Annotated in this window: 18 protein-coding genes; 12 read left to right on the top strand and 6 right to left on the bottom strand. The window is 63.3% G+C overall.

Annotated elements, in window-relative coordinates; all coding sequences use genetic code 11:
- The first annotated feature begins 10 nt into the window (after nt 1–10).
- The 5 genes from sufC to sufA all read left to right on the top strand — a co-directional run bounded on the left by sufC (nt 11) and on the right by sufA (nt 4,292).
- Nucleotides 11–766, top strand: a complete 756-nt coding sequence (gene sufC, locus KVT37_RS22860; protein ID WP_217577256.1) for a Fe-S cluster assembly ATPase SufC — start codon at nt 11–13, stop codon at nt 764–766.
- Between the two features lie 25 nt (nt 767–791).
- Nucleotides 792–2,063 (top strand): Fe-S cluster assembly protein SufD, encoded by a 1,272-nt coding sequence (gene sufD / locus KVT37_RS22855; protein ID WP_217577254.1) that lies wholly within the window; start codon nt 792–794, stop codon nt 2,061–2,063.
- A 105-nt stretch (nt 2,064–2,168) separates the two neighbouring features.
- Complete coding sequence (locus KVT37_RS22850; protein ID WP_217577252.1) at nt 2,169–3,410, top strand: cysteine desulfurase; 1,242 nt, start codon at nt 2,169–2,171, stop codon at nt 3,408–3,410.
- A gap of 5 nt (nt 3,411–3,415) precedes the next feature.
- Nucleotides 3,416–3,808 (top strand): SUF system Fe-S cluster assembly protein, encoded by a 393-nt coding sequence (locus KVT37_RS22845; protein WP_217577402.1) that lies wholly within the window; start codon nt 3,416–3,418, stop codon nt 3,806–3,808.
- 103 nt (nt 3,809–3,911) lie between these two features.
- The gene (gene sufA / locus KVT37_RS22840) at nt 3,912–4,292 is read left to right on the top strand and encodes a Fe-S cluster assembly scaffold SufA (RefSeq protein ID WP_217577250.1); all 381 of its coding nucleotides are present in this window, start codon (nt 3,912–3,914) and stop codon (nt 4,290–4,292) included.
- Nucleotides 4,293–4,426: 134 nt separating this feature from the next.
- On the opposite strand, the gene KVT37_RS22835 is transcribed toward sufA, so the two are convergent.
- Nucleotides 4,427–4,924: a GFA family protein gene (locus KVT37_RS22835; protein WP_217577248.1), complete on the bottom strand. Its 498-nt coding sequence runs from the start codon at nt 4,922–4,924 to the stop codon at nt 4,427–4,429.
- Nucleotides 4,925–5,014: 90 nt separating this feature from the next.
- On the opposite strand from KVT37_RS22835, the gene KVT37_RS22830 reads away from it, so the two are divergent.
- Nucleotides 5,015–5,338, top strand: coding sequence for a TfoX/Sxy family protein (locus KVT37_RS22830; protein WP_217577247.1), 324 nt, complete (start codon nt 5,015–5,017; stop codon nt 5,336–5,338).
- A gap of 244 nt (nt 5,339–5,582) precedes the next feature.
- Here the strand turns inward: KVT37_RS22830 and KVT37_RS22825 are convergent, their stop codons facing one another.
- Together KVT37_RS22825 and KVT37_RS22820 are read right to left on the bottom strand one after the other, a co-directional pair.
- Nucleotides 5,583–6,500: a pseudouridine-5'-phosphate glycosidase gene (locus KVT37_RS22825; protein ID WP_217577246.1), complete on the bottom strand. Its 918-nt coding sequence runs from the start codon at nt 6,498–6,500 to the stop codon at nt 5,583–5,585.
- 39 nt (nt 6,501–6,539) lie between these two features.
- Nucleotides 6,540–7,478 (bottom strand): carbohydrate kinase family protein, encoded by a 939-nt coding sequence (locus KVT37_RS22820; protein WP_217577244.1) that lies wholly within the window; start codon nt 7,476–7,478, stop codon nt 6,540–6,542.
- A 209-nt stretch (nt 7,479–7,687) separates the two neighbouring features.
- On the opposite strand from KVT37_RS22820, the gene KVT37_RS22815 reads away from it, so the two are divergent.
- Nucleotides 7,688–7,993, top strand: a complete 306-nt coding sequence (locus KVT37_RS22815) for a hypothetical protein (protein WP_217577242.1) — start codon at nt 7,688–7,690, stop codon at nt 7,991–7,993.
- The gene (locus KVT37_RS22810; RefSeq protein ID WP_217577240.1) at nt 7,971–8,459 is read left to right on the top strand and encodes a hypothetical protein; all 489 of its coding nucleotides are present in this window, start codon (nt 7,971–7,973) and stop codon (nt 8,457–8,459) included. The genes KVT37_RS22815 and KVT37_RS22810 overlap by 23 nt, the downstream gene beginning before the upstream one ends.
- A 53-nt stretch (nt 8,460–8,512) precedes the next feature.
- Here the strand turns inward: KVT37_RS22810 and KVT37_RS22805 are convergent, their stop codons facing one another.
- Nucleotides 8,513–9,394: an IS1595 family transposase gene (locus tag KVT37_RS22805; protein WP_217577238.1), complete on the bottom strand. Its 882-nt coding sequence runs from the start codon at nt 9,392–9,394 to the stop codon at nt 8,513–8,515.
- 203 nt (nt 9,395–9,597) lie between these two features.
- On the opposite strand from KVT37_RS22805, the gene recA reads away from it, so the two are divergent.
- Both recA and alaS read left to right on the top strand, forming a co-directional pair.
- Nucleotides 9,598–10,695, top strand: coding sequence for a recombinase RecA (gene recA / locus KVT37_RS22800; protein ID WP_217577236.1), 1,098 nt, complete (start codon nt 9,598–9,600; stop codon nt 10,693–10,695).
- 443 nt (nt 10,696–11,138) lie between these two features.
- Entirely contained in the window at nt 11,139–13,808 is a 2,670-nt protein-coding gene (gene alaS, locus KVT37_RS22795) for an alanine--tRNA ligase (protein ID WP_217577234.1), read from the top strand.
- Between the two features lie 226 nt (nt 13,809–14,034).
- Here the strand turns inward: alaS and KVT37_RS22790 are convergent, their stop codons facing one another.
- A complete protein-coding gene (locus KVT37_RS22790; RefSeq protein WP_217577232.1) occupies nt 14,035–14,661 on the bottom strand; it encodes a glutathione S-transferase family protein in 627 nt (208 codons plus the stop codon).
- Between the two features lie 74 nt (nt 14,662–14,735).
- Nucleotides 14,736–15,947: an NADP-dependent isocitrate dehydrogenase gene (locus KVT37_RS22785; RefSeq protein WP_217577230.1), complete on the bottom strand. Its 1,212-nt coding sequence runs from the start codon at nt 15,945–15,947 to the stop codon at nt 14,736–14,738.
- 211 nt (nt 15,948–16,158) lie between these two features.
- Here KVT37_RS22785 and KVT37_RS22780 point away from each other — a divergent pair, with 211 nt between their 5' ends.
- Nucleotides 16,159–17,007 carry an RNA methyltransferase gene (locus tag KVT37_RS22780; protein WP_217577228.1) on the top strand — a complete coding sequence of 283 codons (849 nt, stop codon included), beginning with the start codon at nt 16,159–16,161 and terminating at the stop codon, nt 17,005–17,007.
- Between the two features lie 81 nt (nt 17,008–17,088).
- Nucleotides 17,089–17,694: a hypothetical protein gene (locus KVT37_RS22775; protein ID WP_217577226.1), complete on the top strand. Its 606-nt coding sequence runs from the start codon at nt 17,089–17,091 to the stop codon at nt 17,692–17,694.
- Nucleotides 17,695–17,746 lie beyond the last annotated feature (52 nt).

The following is a 17,746-nucleotide window of genomic DNA, read 5'->3' as shown; positions in this document are numbered from 1 at the left end:
GGAAGAAACTATGCTTGAGATCAAGAATTTGCATGCCCGCATCGTCGATGACGGCACCGAGATCATCCGCGGCCTGAACCTGACGGTGAAAGCCGGCGAGGTCGCCGCCATCATGGGGCCGAACGGCTCGGGCAAGTCGACGCTGTCCTATATCCTTGCCGGCCGCGAGGACTATGAAGTCACCGAGGGCGACATCCTTTATAACGGCCAGTCGATCCTCGAGATGGATCCGGCCGAGCGCGCCACGGCGGGCATCTTCCTCGCCTTCCAGTATCCGATGGAGATACCGGGCGTGGCGACCATGGAATTCCTCAAGGTCGCGATGAACGAGCAGCGCAAGGCGCGCGGCGAGGAGCCGCTGAAGGTGCCGGAGTTCCTGAAGCGCGTGAAGGAAGCCGCCGCCTCGCTTAGCATGGACATCAACATGCTGAAGCGGCCGCTCAATGTCGGCTTCTCCGGCGGTGAGAAGAAGCGCGCCGAGATCCTGCAGATGAAGCTGCTCGAGCCCAAGCTCTGCGTGCTCGACGAGACCGATTCAGGCCTCGACATCGACGCGCTGAAGATCGTCTCGGACGGCGTCAACGCGCTGCGTTCGCCCGACCGCGCCATCGTCGTCATCACCCACTACCAGCGCCTGCTCGAACACATCGTGCCTGACTCGGTGCACGTGCTCTACAAGGGCCAGGTCATCAAGTCTGGCGACAAGTCGCTGGCGCTCGACCTCGAGGCCAATGGCTATGCCGGCGTGATCGGCGAAGCCGCGTGAGATGGGGGCGGTCGAGGCGAAAGTCATGAACATGCACGCACAGCCCCAGCGGACACTGGCCGAGACGGCGTTGATCGATGCCTTCGGCGAGCGGCTGTCGCTGCTGCCGGGCGACGGCGCGGTGATGGTCAAGCGCGACGACGCGATCGAGGCGATCAAGCACGGCCTGCCGACACGGCGCGTCGAATCCTGGCATTACACCGATCTGCGCCGGCTGCTGACCAAGGTGCCGGCTTTCGAAGCAGGCGCGGTCGCGAAGGCGCTTGCGCCGGTTCTGGAAGGCTCCGCCGTTCTGCCGGTGCTGAACGGCGTCTCCAGCGCCAAGCTGCCGGAGATCGACGGCGTCACCGTGCAGCGCCTGTCTGAAAAACTCACCGACGGCAGCGTCGCGCCTGGGCTCGATCCCTATGGCGACGACGACGCGATCGGTGCTCTGAACACGGCGTTCGTCGCCGACGGCTATTTCGTCGACATTGCCGACGGCACCGAGCTGGAAAAGCCGATCGAATTGCAGAACCTGCAGGCCGGCGGCCAGTCGCATGTGCGGCTGCTGGCGCGCGTCGGCGCCGGCGCCAAGGCGATCATCCTCGAGCGCCAGACGGGCGAGGGCGACGAGGCGTTCGTCTCTTCCGTCAGCCAACTCGTGGTCGGCGACGGCGCGGAGGTGACCTGGCTGATCGTGCAGGAGCAGCCGGAGACAGCCACGCATCTCGCCCAGTTCAAGGCGCATATCGGCAAGGACGCCAAGCTGACCCTGTTCGTGATGAATGCCGGCGGCAAGCTCGTGCGCCAGGAGGTCGTCGTGAGGACGACCGGCGAGGGCGCCGATTTCAAATTGCGCGGCATCAACCTTCTGGCCGGCGACACGCATACCGACACCACCATGGTGCTCGACCACGCCGTGCCGCACACGACCTCGACGGAAGTGATCCGCAATGTGGTGACCGGCAAGGCGCGCGGCGTCTTCCAGGGCCGCATCAACGTGCATCAATACGCGCAGAAGACCAACGCCAAGATGGCCTGCAACACGCTGTTGCTGTCGGACGACGGCGAGTTCTCGACCAAGCCGGAGCTGGAAATCTTCGCCGACGACGTCGTCTGCGGCCATGGCGCGACGGTCACCGAGATCGACCACAACCATCTGTTCTACCTGATGGCGCGCGGCATCGACGAGAAGAGCGCGCGGGGGCTTCTGGTGAAGGCTTTCGTGGCCGAAGTTATCGAAGAACTGGACGACGAGGCGCTGGTCGAGGCACTGGAAGCGCGGCTCGACGGCTGGTTTTCGACGCACGGCTAGCACGCTCCCCTTCTCCCCTTGTGGGAGAAGGTGGATCGGCGCGAAGCGTCGAGACGGATGAGGGGTGTTGGAAGGATCGCGGCTTTGGCCGACAAGGACTTCGAAATGGACCAGAAGATCGAAACCACCCCCTATGATGTCGAGGCGATCCGCCGCGACTTCCCGATCCTGTCGCGCCAGGTCTATGGCAAGCCGCTGGTCTATCTCGACAATGGCGCCTCGGCGCAGAAGCCGCAGATCGTGCTCGACACCATCCAGCACGCCTATTCCCAGGAATACGCCAACGTCCATCGCGGCCTGCATTTCCTGTCGAACGCCGCCACCGATGCCTATGAGAACGCGCGCAAATCGGTGCAGCGGTTTCTCAATGCGCCGAGCACCGACAACATCGTCTTCACTTCCAACACCACCTCGGCGATCAATACGGTCGCTTATGGTTATGGCATGCCTCGGATCGGCGAGGGCGACGAGATCGTGCTGTCGATCATGGAGCACCATTCCAACATCGTGCCGTGGCATTTCATCCGCGAGCGGCAGGGCGCCAAGCTGGTCTGGGTGCCGGTCGACGATCTCGGCGCGTTCCATATCGAGGAATTCGAGAAGCGTCTGACTTCGCGCACAAAACTCGTCGCCATCACCCAGATGTCGAATGCGCTGGGCACGGTGACGCCGATCAAGGAGATCGTGCGCATCGCGCATGCGCGCAGCATTCCCGTGCTGGTCGACGGCAGCCAGAGCGCGGTGCATATGCCGATCGACGTGCAGGACCTCGATTGCGATTTCTTCGTCTTCACCGGCCACAAGGTCTACGGCCCCTCGGGCATCGGCGTGCTCTACGGCAAGAAGGACAGGCTGGAAGAGATGCGGCCCTTCATGGGCGGCGGCGAGATGATCGAGGAGGTGACGGAGGATATCGTCACCTATAATGAGCCGCCGCACCGCTTCGAGGCCGGCACGCCGCCGATCGTGCAGGCGATCGGGCTGGGCGCGGCGCTCGACTACATGGAAAAAATCGGCCGCGAGCGTATCGCCGCGCATGAGGCGGACCTGAAGACCTATGCGCATGAGCGGCTGCGGGCGATCAACTCGCTGCGCATCTTCGGCGACGCGCCCGGCAAGGGCGCCATCATCTCGTTCGAATTGCAGGGTATCCATGCGCATGACGTGTCGATGGTGATCGACCGGCAGGGCGTGGCCGTTCGAGCCGGCACTCATTGCGCCCAGCCGCTGTTGAAACGCTTCGGCGTCACCTCCACATGCAGGGCATCGTTCGGCATGTATAATACCAGGGCCGAAGTCGACGCTTTGGCCGAAGCCTTGGAAAAGGCGCGAAAGTTCTTCGGGTGATGATGATGGACGATGTGAGCACCACCGCAGAAACCGCGCCGGAGGTGGCCGGCGACGGCATCGTTTCGGCCTCGGCGATCCCCGCCGATGAGCTGGCGCGGCTGACCGACGACATCGTTTCGGCCTTGAAGACCGTCTACGACCCGGAAATCCCGGCGGATATCTACGAGCTCGGCCTAGTCTACAAGATCGACATCGAGGACGACCGGTCGGTCAAGATCGACATGACGCTGACCGCGCCGGGTTGCCCGGTGGCCGGCGAGATGCCCGGATGGGTCGAGAATGCCGTCGGCGCCGTCGAGGGCGTGTCCGGCGTCGAGGTGGCCATGGTGTTCGATCCGCCGTGGACGCCCGACCGTATGTCGGAAGAGGCGCAGGTCGCGGTCGGGTGGTACTAGGCAGGCACGGGCTGACGCACTTGCGCCAGCGGTAAAACTTCACCATTTTAGGTGAGAATCATTCGGCAGGCCTTGAACCTGCATGGAATGGAGAAGGAAAAACATGGGACGCTTCGCCGTCATCACGATGACCGACAAGGCCGCCGATCGCGTGCGCGAGATCGTCGCTGCGCGCGACAACGCGCATGGCATCCGCCTCGGCATCAAGAAGGGCGGCTGCGCCGGCATGGAATACACCGTGGATCTGGTGACCGAGCCGAACCTCAAGGACGACCATATCGAGCGCGACGGCGCGCATGTCTATGTGGCGCCGGAAGCAGCACTGTTCCTGTTCGGCACCGAGATGGATTTCGAACAGACGACGCTGCGCACCGGCTTCACCTTCAAGAACCCCAACCAGAGCTCGGCCTGCGGCTGCGGCGAATCCGTCGAACTGAAGCCCGCCGACCTCAAGGCGCTGGCCGAGGCACGAGCATCGGCCTGAGTTCCTTCGCCCCGTTTACGGGGAGAAGGTGGCCCGAAGGGCCGGATGAGGGGTAAGTGTAAAGTTTTGAGAGGCTGGCGCCGCCCCTCATCTGCCTGCCGGCATCTTCTCCCCGTGGAATGGGGAGAAGAAAGCTACTCCACCCATACCCCTGTCCGCTTGTGCCAATCGGCGATCGATTCTTCCGGATAGACCTCGAACACCTTGTCTTTCGGTCCGATCACCGGCTCGACCCAGTTCGCCTTGTATTTCAGCATCAGATGCACCTTTTCCGGCGGCGTCGGCAGGTCGCTGTCGACGGCCGAGGCGAAGGGATGCACCAGGTCCGGCCAGGTCGGGTCGTAGAGCCAGAGCGCGGAGCCGCATTTTTTGCAGAAATTGCGCTCGCCGGTCGAAACCTCGCAATGCGGGTGCTCGTCATCCTCGATCTCGGCGCGATAGACGCCGAGGCTGCGCTTGCCCCTTATGATCATCGTCTTGTAGTCGGCGCCGAGATTGATGGCGAAACCGCCGCCGCCCTGCTGCTTGCGGCAGATCGAGCAGTAGCAGAGCATGAACGGCACCGGCGTGTGGCTCTCCACTTCGAAGCGGACGGCGCCGCAGCGGCAGGAGCCTTTGAGCAGGACAGGCATGGCGGGGAACTCCGTTTCCAGGTCTCAACCTGTCAGCATGCCTTTGGTTGCGGCCATGACAAGGCCGATGACGGATGAGATGATCGCGGCATGGACAATGAACGCCTTGAAGAATTGTTCGAAAGCCTGGGGCCGATCAGCATCCGAAAACTGTTCGGCGGCAAGGGCATCTATTGCGACGGTGTCATCGTCGCGGTCGTCGTGCGCGGCGAGCTGATGCTCAAGGCGGATGAGAAAACCATTCCCGATTTCGAAGCCGCGGGCTGCAGCCAGTGGACCTATATCGGCTCACGCCACGGCAAAGAGGTGGCGATGCCGTACTGGAGCGTGCCTGACGACGCCTTTGACGATCCCGACGAGATGGCGGTCTGGGCGCGGCGGGCTTATGAGGCAGGAAGACGGGCGGGGAAGTGACGCCCGATGTTCGAAATGCTGGCGGGACAGCACCCCCCTCTGTCCTGCCGGACATCTCCCCCGCAAGGGGGGAGATTGGATGTCGCCCCGGCTTTCGCCAATCGCCGACGTTGAAAGGAGAGCCAGCGGCCGAACTGCTGATCTCCCCCTTTGCGGGGGAGATGGCCGGCAGGCCAGAGCGGGGTGTGACGGAACGCGGCGTTGGTTTTTGGCTATCGCTTGCCGGTAGCTGAGCTTTCCGCGCCTACAATGCCTTCGCAATCTCCGCCGCCAGCCGCGCGTTGTTCTCGACCAGCGCGATGTTGGTCTTGAGGCTGCGGCCGCCGGTGAGTTCCAGGATCTTCGACAGCAGGAACGGCGTCACCGCCTTGCCGGTGACGTTCTGCGCTTCGGCCGCCTTCTGCGCGGCCTGGATATAACCGTCCATCTCGGCGGCCGGGATTTCGTCATTCTGCGGCACCGGATTGGCGATCAGGATGCCGCCGCCGAGACCCAGCGCCTGCCGCGTCCGGTAGAAATGCGCGATGTCTTCCGGCTTGTGCAGCGTCAGCGGCGCGCGGAATGGCGACTGCCTGGACCAGAAGGCGGGCATGGTCTCGCAGGCGTGGCCGATGACCGGCACGCCGCGCGTTTCCAGCACTTCCAGCGTCTTTTCGATGTCGAGGATCGCCTTGGCGCCGGCCGAGACGACAATGACCGGCGTGCGCGCCAGCTCGTCGAGGTCGGCCGAGATGTCGAAGCTTTTCTCGGCGCCCTTGTGGACGCCACCGATGCCGCCGGTGGCGAAGACTTTTATGCCGGCCATATGCGCGGCGATCATGGTGGCCGCCACTGTGGTGCCGCCGGTGCGGCCTTGCGCAACCGCAAAGCCGAGATCGGCGCGCGACAGCTTCATGGCATCGCCGGTCATGGCCAGCGATTCGCGCTCGCCGTCGGACAAGCCGATCTTGATGCGGCCGTCGACCACGGCGATCGTCGCCGGCACCGCGCCGCCGTCGATGATGATCTGCTCGACCTTGCCCGCCATGGCCCCATTGTCGGGGTAGGGCATGCCGTGGGTGATGATGGTGCTCTCCAGCGCCACCACCGGCCGGCCGGCGGCGAGCGCCTCCGCCACGGGCGGATGGATGTCGACGAAGGGGCGGGCGGTCTCGGGCGTCACGGCGGTCTCCGATCAGGAGGAAGTGGATGATTGGTGGCCCTATGCCACCTCCCGTGCCTCAGGCACAAGGGCAAGCGCCTGCGTGAAATTGGCGGTGGTGAAGGATGGCACGGCCTCGGGGCTCTCGATGGCGAGCATGGCAGCCGCGACGCCTTCGCGCAGCGCGGCGCGCAACGGCAGGCCGCGCAGCATCGCGGCGACGGTCGCGCCGGTCAGCGCATCGCCGGCGCCGGTGACGTCGGCGACACGGCGCGGCGCGGGTGGGTCGATCTCAAAGACGCCGGTGTCGTCGAAGCCCAGCACCGGAGCGCTGCCGGCCGTCACGACGCCGGCATTGAGGCCAGCCTGCCTTAGCAGGTCGACAAGGGTCTGCCCGGACGGCTCGGCGCCGACCAGTGCTGCAGCCTCGCGACGGTTCATGAAAAGCAGCGACAGACGGCTCAGCAGCGGCGTCAGCCGAACGACCTTGGCCGGCGAGACGGCGATGGCAAAGACCGGCCGGCCGCCGGCCAGTGCCACCAGGCGCTCCAGCGCCGCCGTCGGAAGGTTGGCGTCGCATAGGATCGCGTCGGCGGCGGCGATCGCTTCGCGCACCTTGGAACGCCTTATCTGCTTGGGGAAGGCGAGGTCATAGAGCGCCATGTCGGCCAGCCCGACAATCAATTCGCCCTCGGCGTCGATCATCGCCGTGTAGCTTGGCGTGGTGCGATCGAGGAACACCACCGAGAGGTCGGTTATTCCGGCGCTGTCGATCGCCGAGGCGACCGTGTCGGCCGCCGCGTCGCCGCCGCGCACCGAAATCAGCGAGGCGGACACGCCTCGTTTCACGACACTGCGCAGCGCGTTGAAAACGACGCCGCCGACGTCCTCGCGCATCATGCCGGGGTTGGAGGCGGCCGGCACATAGGTGCCCGAGACCTGGCCGCGCCGGTCGATATGGGCGCCGCCCAGCGCCAGGATTGTTGGGGATGTCGGCATTATGGGTCGGTGACTTTCGTTGATCGTGCGGCTGCGCACACTAGGTTTCCTCAGGTCGCCCCGCAATCGGGGCCGCGATTCGGGACAGGCGGATATCGAAATCTCTTCTGGACCAGCGGTTCTGCTTCAGGCTAGCCGGATGTATACCCTTTGGACATGTAATCGGAATCGTGCTATGTCGGCCCCTGCCATAGCGCAGAGGGTGATGCATGGAACACGGGATTCCGGTAGACGACGAATTTATGGAGACGACTTACGCGGTTCCGACCATTGTCACGAACCGATTCGTTGTCAGCACGACTTCCACCAATTTCCGACTCGTCTTTGGAGACTCTCGGGTCTTCAACGGGAAAATAAACTGGCGCATTGCGCTTTCTATGACTCCCATGGAGGCGTACGAACTCCGCGCGGTGCTGAACAATCTTTTGAAGCCATTCGAAGCGGAAATAGAGAAAGCACTTTCCGACTTCGAAGCTGCGAAAGCCGCCGCCGATGGCACAGCCAAAAACGGGTAGAGCTGGCGGCGGAGGCCGCAACGAAACCCAAAATCTTCCGGCGATCCCGGCCATCCGCTCTAGCGATTTTCCAGAGCAGCCGATCCAAAGCGCCCTCGCTGGCGGCAACGGGATGTCGATCCCAATCCGGAGGACAGCCCCCGACGCCCTCTTACGGCACGACATTTCAGATGAGGAGCTAACCATGCTTCGATCTGAGAATTCTCGCCCCTTCGAGAAAGATGTCCTTTGGGCAGCTATCGGCGCGTCGTGCGGTGCATTAGCGCCAGCGCTACAGGCCATGCACGGGCTTTATACATCGTCGCCAAATTTCGGTTTTTGGGACTTGGCAGAATGCGCGATCTTTTTCGCTGGTTTCGTCGTCGCATGCCTGATGGGAATGCTTATATCAAGAAAGCCGACCGTATCCGGCCCTGACGAATTGGCACGCGCAATCCGCGAAAGGACTTCGAAAAGTGGCGGCTGAGAATAAGGAACGCTTCGACAAACTCCTAAAGGCGATGGCTACCAAGCCGCCGCTCACGGTCCCGGGCGCGGGAACGATTGCAGCAAAAGGTCAAGCATCAAGTGCGGATGCTTCCGAAGGTTCTGCCGGAACTCGAACTCCCAAAGGTAGGTCTGCAACCACTTCTCCGAAACGGCCACGTAAGTCCCGCGCATAGAGCGCTTAACGTGCGACCAGAAAGCTTCGATGTTGTTCGTGTGGACCGCACCATTCACATACTCGCCTTGGCTATGGTTCACGGTGCCATGCAGGTAGCCAAGCTCTGACAGTTCACGGAACGCGCCAGCCTCATCCGTGGCGATGCGGGAGCCGGGCTTTACCCAAGCGAAGATCGCCGGCATCACATGCTTGCGGCCACGGCCTGGAAGGACGCGGGTGATGACTTCGCCCCCGCGTTCGATGGCGCCGAAAACGACCGTCTTATCGTCCTCGCCCATCTTGTCCTTGCCCCCGTAAAACATCTTGTCGGCTTCAACGATGCCGCCGTCCTTGCCCCCAATCGGCGCGTCGCCGTCAACGTAACCCATGTACTGACGGATCAGGTTGCACATGCGCCAAGCGGTCTTGTAGGTCACGCCAATCGTGCGCTGCACTTCCTTCGCCGACACGCCGTTGCGGGACGTGCAGAATAGAAACATGACGGTGTACCAATCGCGCAAGGACGTGCGCGTGGCTTCAAACGGCGTGCCAGCGGTCGGGTAGACCTGATAGCCGCAGAAATCGCATTCGTAGCAACGGCGCGACTTCACGCGATGGAAGTTGGCTTCCTTGCCGCATTTGGCGCAAACGTGCCGCTTGCCATATCGCGTCACCATGAGGTGATCGAGGCACGAATCATCGGTCGGGAACCGTTCGAGGAACGATTTGAGGGTTTCGGGTTTAGGGGTCGTGCTCATGCGAGAATATGTAGCACTTCATGCTACATGTTTCAAGGGGATACATCCGAGGCTAGCCGGATGAAACGAAAATAGAACAAATCCAGATATTGATTGTTTTTCAGATATTTGTTGCCCCTTGCCAAATGAGAACAAAAAAGGTACAAAAGCCGCAGGGATCACGGATTGTCCGGCCTTCATTGACGACCAAGGGGTGATGTATCATGGCTCAGAATACTTTGCGGCTTGTAGAGGATAAGGCAGTGGACAAATCAAAGGCTCTGGACGCGGCGCTGTCGCAAATCGAGCGCGCTTTCGGCAAGGGCTCGATCATGCGGCTCGGCGCCAATGAGCAGGTGGTCGAGATCGAGACCGTGCCGACCGGATCGCTCGGCCTCGACATCGCGCTCGGCGTCGGCGGCCTGCCGCGCGGCCGCATCATCGAGATCTACGGGCCGGAAAGCTCGGGCAAGACGACGCTGGCGCTGCACACGGTGGCGGAAGCGCAGAAGAAGGGCGGCATCTGCGCCTTCGTCGATGCCGAGCATGCGCTCGATCCGGTCTATGCCCGCAAGCTTGGTGTCGACCTCGAGAACCTTTTGATCTCGCAGCCCGACACCGGCGAGCAGGCGCTGGAAATCTGCGACACGCTGGTGCGCTCCGGCGCGATCGACGTGCTGGTGGTCGATTCGGTCGCGGCGCTGACGCCGCGCGCCGAAATCGAGGGCGAGATGGGCGATGCGCTGCCCGGTCTTCAGGCTCGTCTGATGAGCCAGGCGCTGCGCAAGCTGACCGCTTCGATCTCGCGCTCCAACACCATGGTCATCTTCATCAACCAGATTCGCATGAAGATCGGCGTCATGTTCGGCTCGCCCGAGACGACCACGGGCGGCAACGCGCTGAAATTCTACGCCTCGGTGCGCCTCGACATCCGCCGCATCGGCTCGGTCAAGGACCGCGACGAGGTCGTCGGCAACCAGACCCGCGTCAAGGTGGTCAAGAATAAGCTGGCCCCGCCCTTCAAGGTGGTCGAGTTCGACATCATGTATGGCGAAGGCGTGTCGAAGACCGGCGAGCTGATCGATCTCGGTGTCAAGGCCGGCGTCATCGAGAAGTCGGGCGCCTGGTTCTCCTATAATTCGCAGCGTCTCGGCCAGGGCCGCGAGAATGCAAAACTGTTCCTGCGCGACAATCCCGACACCGCGCGCGAGGTCGAGCTGGCGCTGCGCCAGAATGCCGGGCTGATCGCCGAGAAATTCCTCGAGAACGACAGGTCCGAAGGCAGCGATGACGGTTTTGAGGACGAAGCCGGCGCCGTGTAGGGCCGGCTCGTTCCAGGAAGATCGCGCAGCGGTTTCCTGTTCGGGATTTAGCCGACCAATTAGCCGGCTTGGCCGGAGTTCGGCCACAATCCTGGTTTATCGGTATATGCTTATGTAATCGAGTTCTTGAGTACTGCGTACCCGAACCGCCGGCCCTCGTGCCGGCGGTTTTGCGTTTCGGGGTAGCGTCGAGCGGCCGGCGGATCGTTTAATTGGCCCAAAGCGCGTCGCGATCTTTCAGATTCGCTCCATGCGCTTTAGGTTTTTGATTTTACGCATGTCTTTATCCCGAAACCGGTTCCAACTTTCGGGAGACATGCTTTAACTCCGTGTTTCTGGACAGGCTCAAGAGCTATCGCTAAAAGGCCCATCTATCTTCTGAAACACCGAAGCCCATTTGCCGCCGGCAGCGCCGGCGGTTCTTGCGAAAAAGGCAGTATGCAATGAGTGGCGTGAACGACATCCGGTCGACATTCCTCGACTACTTCCGCAAGGAGGGCCACGAGATCGTCGCCTCCAGCCCGCTGGTGCCGCGCAACGACCCGACGCTGATGTTCACCAACGCCGGCATGGTGCAGTTCAAGAACGTCTTCACCGGCCTGGAGAAGCGTCCCTATTCGCGGGCCTCTACCGCGCAGAAAAGCGTGCGCGCCGGCGGCAAGCACAACGACCTCGACAATGTCGGCTACACGGCGCGCCATCTGACCTTCTTCGAGATGCTCGGCAATTTCTCGTTCGGCGACTATTTCAAGGAGCGCGCGATCGAGCTTGCCTGGAACCTGATCACCAAGGGTTTCGGCCTGAACAAGGACAAGCTGCTGGTCACCGTCTATCACACCGACGATGAGGCCGCGGGCCACTGGAAGAAGATTGCCGGCTTTTCCGACGACCGCATCATCCGCATCCCGACCTCGGACAATTTCTGGGCGATGGGCGACACCGGTCCGTGCGGCCCGTGCTCGGAAATCTTCATCGACCGCGGCGAGCATATCTGGGGCGGCCCGCCCGGCAGCCCGGAAGAAGACGGCGACCGGTTCCTGGAATTCTGGAACCTGGTGTTCATGCAGTATGAGCAGGTGACGAAGGAAGAGCGCATCGACCTGCCGCGTCCCTCGATCGACACCGGCATGGGCCTGGAGCGCATGGCCTCCATCCTGCAGGGTGTCGACAGTGTCTTCGAGACCGATCTGTTCAAGCATCTGATCGACGCGGCGTCCTCGGCGCTCGGCGAGGGGCCGAACCAGGGGACCGTCGCGTCCTACCGCGTCATCGCGGATCATCTGCGCTCGTCCTCCTTCCTGGTGGCCGACGGCGTGCTGCCCTCCAACGAAGGCCGCGGCTACGTGCTGCGCCGCATCATGCGCCGCGCCATGCGCCATGCGCAGCTGCTGGGCGCCAAGGAGCCGCTGATGTGGCAGCTGGTGCCAGCGCTGGTGCGCGAGATGGGTCAGGCCTATCCGGAACTGGTGCGCGGCGAGGCGCTGATCACCGAAACGCTGAAGCTCGAGGAAACACGCTTCCGCAAGACGCTGGTGCGCGGCCTCGGCCTGCTTTCGGACGCGACCGAGACACTGCATGCCGGCGACATGCTGGACGGCGAGACGGCCTTCAAGCTCTACGACACCTATGGCTTCCCGCTCGACCTGACGCAGGATGCGCTTCGCCAGCGCAGCATCTCGGTCGATATCGCCGGCTTCACCGATGCGATGGAGCGGCAGAAGGCCGAGGCGCGCGCGCATTGGGCGGGTTCGGGCGAAGCCGCCACCGAGACGGTGTGGTTCTCGGTGCGCGAAAAGACCGGCGCGACCGAATTCCTCGGCTACGAGACTGAAGCCGCGGAAGGCATCGTCCAGGCGCTGGTCAAGGACGGCAAGACGATCGACAGCGCCTCTCAGGGCGATGCGGTCGCCGTCGTCGTCAACCAGACGCCGTTCTATGGCGAATCCGGCGGCCAGATGGGCGACACCGGCGTGATCTCCGGCGACGGTTTTTCGATCGAGGTCTCCGACACGCAGAAGAAGGCCGACGGCTTGTTCGTGCATCTCGGCAAGGTCACTCAAGGCACGGTCAAGACGGGCGCCGCTGTCGAACTGAAGGTCGACCATGCGCGCCGCTCGAAGCTGCGCGCCAACCACTCCGCGACGCACCTCATCCATGAGGCGCTGCGCGAGGTGCTGGGCACCCATGTCGCGCAGAAGGGCTCGCTGGTCGCGCCCGATCGGCTGCGTTTCGACATCTCGCACAACAAGCCGATCTCGGCGGAAGATCTCGAGGAGGTCGAGCGCATGGCGAATGAGATCGTCGTGCAGAACAGCCCGGTGACGACGCGCCTGATGTCGGTCGACGATGCCATCGCCGAGGGCGCGATGGCGCTGTTCGGGGAAAAATATGGCGATGAGGTCCGCGTCGTGTCGATGGGCACCGGCCTGCACGGCGCCAAGGCCAACCGGCCCTATTCGGTCGAGCTCTGTGGCGGCACGCACGTGAAATCGACCGGCGATATCGGCCTGGTGCGCATCCTGTCGGACAGCGCGGTTGCCGCCGGCGTGCGCCGCATCGAGGCGCTGACCGGCGAGACGGCGCGCAGGCATCTCGACGAACAGGACCGGCGCTTGAAGGCCGCGGCGGCGACCCTGAAGATTGCGCCGGCCGATGTGCCGGCTCGCGTCGAGACGCTGCTCGAGGAGCGCAAGAAGCTCGAAAAGGAGCTTACCGAGGCGCGCAAGAAACTGGCGCTGGGCGGCGGCTCGGCCGTTGCCGACGCCCCGGCCGCGAACGAGACCGTTGCCGGCGTCGGCTTCCTCGGCAAGGCGGTCAGCGGCGTGGCGCCGAAGGACCTGAAGCCGCTCGCGGATGCCGGCAAGAAGACACTCGGCTCCGGCGTGGTCGTCTTTGTCGGTGCCGGCGAGGACAACAAGGCAAGCGTGGTCGTCGGCGTCACCGACGATCTGACCGGCCGCTTCAGCGCCGTCGATCTGGTGCGCGTCGCGTCCGCAGCGCTTGGCGGGCAGGGCGGCGGCGGCCGCCCCGACATGGCGCAGGCCGGCGGCCCGGACGCTTCCAAGGCAAACGACGCGATCGCGGCGGTGAAGGCGGCGCTCGAGGCGGCTTGAAGGCCGAAGTGACCGGCTTAACTCAGGCCGGCTCCTAACCCTCTGAGGGCAGTGCTGCCCCTCATCTGGCTGCCGCCATCTTCTCCCCGTTGAACGGGGAGAAGGAGCTCTCATCGCGGCTTTCGCCAATCGCCGGCGTTGCAACCGCCTCTTTCTCCCCGTTTACGGGGAGAAATGCCCGGCAGGGCAATGAGGGGCAGCGCCGACGCTCGGAAGTTCTCTCGAATTAGTCGACCTTCTCGGTTCGCACAAAACTCGGCTGAGCAGCGACGCGCTCATACCATTCCCAGATATCAGCGAACCGCGCCAACAGATCGCGCCCTTGCGTGACCTTGACGAAATAGGCGATGATCGGCGCGGCGTGCAGGTCGGCCAGCGTCAGCTGGTCGCCGAGCAGCCACGGCCCTTTTGCCTTCAGCGACGTCAACACCTTGAGCACCGTCCCGGCCTGAGCGAGGCCGCTGGCGATCAGCGCCTCATCCGGCGGCGTCTTTTCGAGCCGCTCTACCGCAACGTCCCAGACCATGGCGCGGTAGCCATAGGCGTCGAGCATGCCGATGATCTGGCCCATCCTGGCGCAGCCGAGGGCGTCGGCAGGCTGCAGGGCCGGGCCGGCAAAGGCTTCGTCGACATATCGCGCGATGGCGCCGGTCTCGAACAGGCGAAAGCCGTCATGCTCGAAGGCCGGGATGCGGCCGAACGGGTGAAGGTCCAGATACCAGGCCGGAATGCCTTCGGCGGCGAAGATGTCGAGCGGCACGAGCTCATAGTCGACGCCCTTCTCCTGCAACGCCATCCGCGCGATGCGCACATAGACGCTGTAGTCGGCGCCGTAGAGAGTTGGCCTAGCCATCGATCAGCTCTTTTGCTTACCCTGGAAAAAACGAAGGCTCCTTTCGGAGCCTTCGACATTACCGGAATTTGGTTTTACCCCATCGCCTTCTGGAGGTTCTCGTCGATCTTGTCGAGGAAGCCGGTGGTCGAGAGCCAGGGCTGGTCGGGGCCGATCAGCAGCGACAGGTCCTTGGTCATGAAGCCGGCCTCGACGGTCTGGATGCAGACTTTTTCCAGCGTTTCGGCGAAGCGCTTCAGCTCGGCATTGTCGTCGAGCTTGGCGCGATGGGCGAGGCCACGCGTCCAGGCGAAGATCGAAGCGATCGAATTGGTCGAGGTTTCCTCGCCCTTCTGATGCTGGCGATAGTGGCGGGTCACGGTGCCATGCGCGGCCTCCGCTTCCACCGTCTTGCCGTCCGGCGTCATCAGCACGGAGGTCATCAGGCCGAGCGAACCAAAGCCTTGCGCCACCGTGTCGGACTGCACGTCGCCGTCATAGTTCTTGCAGGCCCAGACGTAACCGCCCGACCATTTCAGGCTGGAGGCCACCATGTCGTCGATCAGGCGGTGCTCGTACCAGAGCTTCCGCGCCTTGAATTCGGCCTCGAACTCCTTCTCGTAGACTTCCTGGAAAATGTCCTTGAAGCGGCCGTCATAGGCCTTGAGGATGGTGTTCTTGGTCGACAGATAGACCGGATAGTTGCGCAGCAGGCCGTAATTCAGCGAGGCGCGGGCGAACTCGCGGATCGATTCATCCAGATTGTACATGGCCATGGCGACGCCGGCGGAGGGCGCGTCGAACACGTCGTGCTCGATCACCTGGCCGTCCTCGCCGACGAACTTGATCGTCAGCTTGCCTTTGCCGGGGAAGCGGAAGTCGGTGGCGCGGTACTGGTCGCCGAAGGCGTGACGACCGACGATGATCGGCTTGGTCCAGCCGGGCACCAGGCGCGGCACGTTCTTCATGATGATCGGTTCGCGGAAGATGGTGCCGCCGAGGATGTTGCGGATGGTGCCGTTGGGCGACTTCCACATCTTCTTCAGCTTGAATTCCTCGACGCGCTGCTCGTCGGGGGTGATGGTCGCGCACTTCACGCCGACGCCCCATTTCTTGATGGCGTTGGCCGAGTCGATCGTGACCTGGTCGTTGGTGGCGTCGCGGTGCTCGATGCCGAGGTCGTAATATTCAAGCTTCAGGTCGAGATAGGGGTGGACCAGCTTGTCCTTGATGAACTGCCAGATGATGCGGGTCATCTCGTCGCCGTCGAGTTCGACGACCGGGTTCGCCACCTTGATCTTCGCCATGGAAAGAATGCCTCGTTGCTGGGGGATCTGAACGGCCTTGCCCGCATGGTTTCGGCCGGGGATGCGGGAGCGTATATCAAAGGCTTTTTCAGCGCGCAAACCGCGATCCGCGCCTTGGCGGGCGAGGTGCCGCTGTTGTGAATGCTTCATTTTCCGGACCGGATGTGGCAGGGGACGCCGAAACGCCGCAAACACCGGTTACCCAGAGCCCATGCCAGCCATCGAAGATACAACCAAGATCGCTTCCGCCGGACCGGCGATCATCCTGGTCGAGCCGCAGCTCGGCGAGAACATCGGCATGGTCGCGCGGGCGATGGCGAATTTCGGCTTGTCCGAGCTCAGGCTCGTCAATCCGCGCGACGGCTGGCCGAGCGAGAAGGCGCGCGCCGCCGCCAGCCGCGCCGACCATGTCATCGACGCCACCAAGGTCTTCGACGACCTGGCCTCCGCGGTCGCCGATCTCAACTTCGTCTTTGCCACGACGGCGCGCGAGCGCGACGGCTTCAAGCCGGTGCGTGGCCCGGTGGAAGCGGGCAGGGCGCTCAGGACACGCGCCGAAGCCGGACTGCGCACCGGCATCCTGTTCGGCCGCGAACGCTTCGGCCTTTACAACGATGAGGTCGGGCTCGCCGACGAGATCGTCACCTTTCCGGTCGATCCGGGCTTCTCCTCGCTCAACATCGCGCAGGCGGTGCTGCTCATGTCCTATGAGTGGATGAAGTCCGGCCTCGCCGACGAAACCCAGACCAACTTTTCAGGCCCGGAGCTGGCGCCGGCGACGAAAGAACAGTTGCACAGCCTGTTCGCGTACTTAGAAAATGCCCTTGAGGTGCGAGGTTATTTCCGCCCGGAAGAGAAGAAACCGAAGATGGTCGACAATCTGCGCGCCGTGCTGACGCGCGCGGGCTTTGCCGAGCCGGAGCTCAAGGTGCTGCGCGGCATCATCTCGTCGCTCGACCGGTTCTCGCCGGCCATGCCGCGCGGCGACGGCTCGCCCGGGGATGATCCGAGGCGTTTGCCGGCCGCCGCGCGCAGTCGCGCCAAAGACGAAGAAAGTTAAAATCAGTAAGCTATGAGCATTTGAAGTAACCGAATTTTATTCGGTTGCGCGTCATCCTTGCTGCAATAGTGGGGGTGGCACATGTTTACGTCCAATATTGGCCGACTGCGCTTTTTCCTTTACTCGCTCGGCCTTGCGGTGGCCGAGACTGTGGTGATCGTCATCTGCATTGTCAGCGCGATCGGCTTCGAAGGGCTGCTCAATTCGGCACCCGGTCCGTCGCGTCAGGGCATGGCGGGCGCGGTCCTCGTCGCTTCCCTCATCTTTGTCGCGCTGCGCGGCAACCTCGCCGCTTGCCGCACCCGCGACGCCAACGGGCGCCGCTGGATCCTATGGGCTTACATCGCCCTTTCGGCCGTCTACGCCCTTCTGCAGGCGGGCGTGCTTTTGGTCGTCAAATTCGGCGATCCCGAGAGCATTCCCGGCGGGCTGAACCTGCTTGGGCTTTCGATATTCGGCCTTTGGTGCACGATCCTGTGGGCGAAGCCCGTCGCGGGCAGCAACATCGATGAACTGACGGATGTCTTCGAGTTCGACGGTCCGCTGCCGGCATCGACACGCACTGCACGCACTGCCGTGCCGGCAACCCCGCGCGCTGCCATCGCTGCTTCAACCGCTCGCGTCCCACCCGCGCCGCAGCCCTTCGGCAGGCCGCGCCCGGCCGGCTTCGGCAAGCGCGGCGTATGAGCGGGTCCAGGAGACGGCTGCGCAAAAGCTGCTCGCATTCGCCTCTTCAAGA

Source organism: Mesorhizobium sp. GbtcB19, assembly GCF_019091085.1.
GTDB lineage: Bacteria > Pseudomonadota > Alphaproteobacteria > Rhizobiales > Rhizobiaceae > Mesorhizobium.
This window is presented reverse-complemented; position numbering and strand designations above follow the sequence as displayed.

Coding starts and splice junctions, on each gene's coding strand:
- KVT37_RS22835 (WP_217577248.1), bottom strand. CDS start 4,924: ATGCCTGTCCTGCTCAAAGGCTCCTGCCGCTGCGGCGCCGTCCGCTTC.
- KVT37_RS22815 (WP_217577242.1), top strand. CDS start 7,688: ATGGAACACGGGATTCCGGTAGACGACGAATTTATGGAGACGACTTAC.
- sufA (WP_217577250.1), top strand. CDS start 3,912: ATGGGACGCTTCGCCGTCATCACGATGACCGACAAGGCCGCCGATCGC.
- KVT37_RS22810 (WP_217577240.1), top strand. CDS start 7,971: ATGGCACAGCCAAAAACGGGTAGAGCTGGCGGCGGAGGCCGCAACGAA.
- KVT37_RS22805 (WP_217577238.1), bottom strand. CDS start 9,394: ATGAGCACGACCCCTAAACCCGAAACCCTCAAATCGTTCCTCGAACGG.
- KVT37_RS22850 (WP_217577252.1), top strand. CDS start 2,169: ATGGACCAGAAGATCGAAACCACCCCCTATGATGTCGAGGCGATCCGC.
- sufC (WP_217577256.1), top strand. CDS start 11: ATGCTTGAGATCAAGAATTTGCATGCCCGCATCGTCGATGACGGCACC.
- KVT37_RS22775 (WP_217577226.1), top strand. CDS start 17,089: ATGTTTACGTCCAATATTGGCCGACTGCGCTTTTTCCTTTACTCGCTC.
- sufD (WP_217577254.1), top strand. CDS start 792: ATGAACATGCACGCACAGCCCCAGCGGACACTGGCCGAGACGGCGTTG.
- KVT37_RS22845 (WP_217577402.1), top strand. CDS start 3,416: ATGGACGATGTGAGCACCACCGCAGAAACCGCGCCGGAGGTGGCCGGC.
- KVT37_RS22820 (WP_217577244.1), bottom strand. CDS start 7,478: ATGCCGACATCCCCAACAATCCTGGCGCTGGGCGGCGCCCATATCGAC.
- KVT37_RS22780 (WP_217577228.1), top strand. CDS start 16,159: ATGCCAGCCATCGAAGATACAACCAAGATCGCTTCCGCCGGACCGGCG.
- recA (WP_217577236.1), top strand. CDS start 9,598: ATGGCTCAGAATACTTTGCGGCTTGTAGAGGATAAGGCAGTGGACAAA.
- KVT37_RS22830 (WP_217577247.1), top strand. CDS start 5,015: ATGGACAATGAACGCCTTGAAGAATTGTTCGAAAGCCTGGGGCCGATC.
- alaS (WP_217577234.1), top strand. CDS start 11,139: ATGAGTGGCGTGAACGACATCCGGTCGACATTCCTCGACTACTTCCGC.
- KVT37_RS22785 (WP_217577230.1), bottom strand. CDS start 15,947: ATGGCGAAGATCAAGGTGGCGAACCCGGTCGTCGAACTCGACGGCGAC.
- KVT37_RS22790 (WP_217577232.1), bottom strand. CDS start 14,661: ATGGCTAGGCCAACTCTCTACGGCGCCGACTACAGCGTCTATGTGCGC.